The organism is Vibrio sp. Vb0349 (assembly GCF_033338975.1).
Map to the genome: position 1 here is coordinate 1 of NZ_JAWOTS010000413.1, position 1,073 is coordinate 1,073.

Annotated in this window: 1 protein-coding gene and 1 pseudogene; both read right to left on the bottom strand. The window is 44.8% G+C overall.

From position 1 onward, the window contains the following. Positions 1–922 (bottom strand): DNA polymerase III subunit delta' (locus tag R7Q47_RS26255; protein ID WP_318090262.1); only part of this gene is annotated, 922 nt, incomplete at its 3' end. 24 nt (positions 923–946) lie between these two features. Continuing rightward, positions 947–1,073, bottom strand: a pseudogene (locus R7Q47_RS26260) (dTMP kinase); the annotation flags it as partial.

Below are 1,073 nucleotides of genomic sequence, written 5' to 3' on the forward strand. Positions count from 1 at the left end.
TTGATAGTAGCTCAAGGTTCAAACCCGGAAAGGTTTGCATTTGCGCTTTGAGCTCCATGAGTTTCTTTGTTGATGCATACAACCCATCGTAATGATGGGGCTGAAATTTCGCGGCACCAGGCAGTATGCCTTCGTCTACAACACCAAACTGCGCCTTCTGAGCATCCGTCAATAACAACCATGCCCAATCCAGCGCTTGGTCTGGATTTTTTGCCATTAACGATGCACATTTGGATACATCAGACGTCGGAGATAACAGTGTTTCAACCAAACAACGTTCGAAAGCCGAATACTCCTCTAGCTCACCATTTTTCAACGATTCAAGCGTTTTTAATGGAGAACCCATATTCAGTTTCAACGCGAAAGCCGGTACTTGAGACAAGCCTTGCTCCCCAATCCACTGCATAGCTTGATCGGTTGAAGGCGGCGTCACAACCCAATGCTGGCATCGGCTACGAATCGTCGGTAGCAATCTTTCTTGATTATGAGTGACCAGCAAAAACAAACATTTTTCGCCCGGTTCTTCCAGCGTTTTTAATAGCGCATTAGAAGCGGATTCATTCATCGCATCGGCTGGCTCAATCACAAACAAACGGTAACCATTCAGCTGAGAAGATTCATGAGCTAGACGATTGCAAGCGCGAATTTGGTCAACCGTAATCGCCTTGCCTTCTTTCTCTGGCCTAATCCAGTGCAAATCTGGATGGCTTTGAGATTTCGTCAGTTGACAGCTATGGCAGAAACCACAAGCTTCGCTGCTGTAGTTTTGACAAAGAAGTGCATGACTAAAAAACTCAACAAGCTTTTCTACTGCCAAGCCTTTATTACTTTGCAGCAATAAAGCTCCAGGAATTCGATCTGAATCCAACCCAGATTTGAGGTTCTCCCATGCTGGCTTTAGCCAAGGAAAATCATTAAACATGCGTAACCTATATTCGCTTTTTACTTACTGGCGAGACAACCATTCGTTCAAGGCGTCTTGAATATCACGAGACACTTCTTCAATCGATTGTTCTGCATTGATCACAACAATTGACGGATCAGCATTGGCGATTTCCAAGTAACGCTCACGA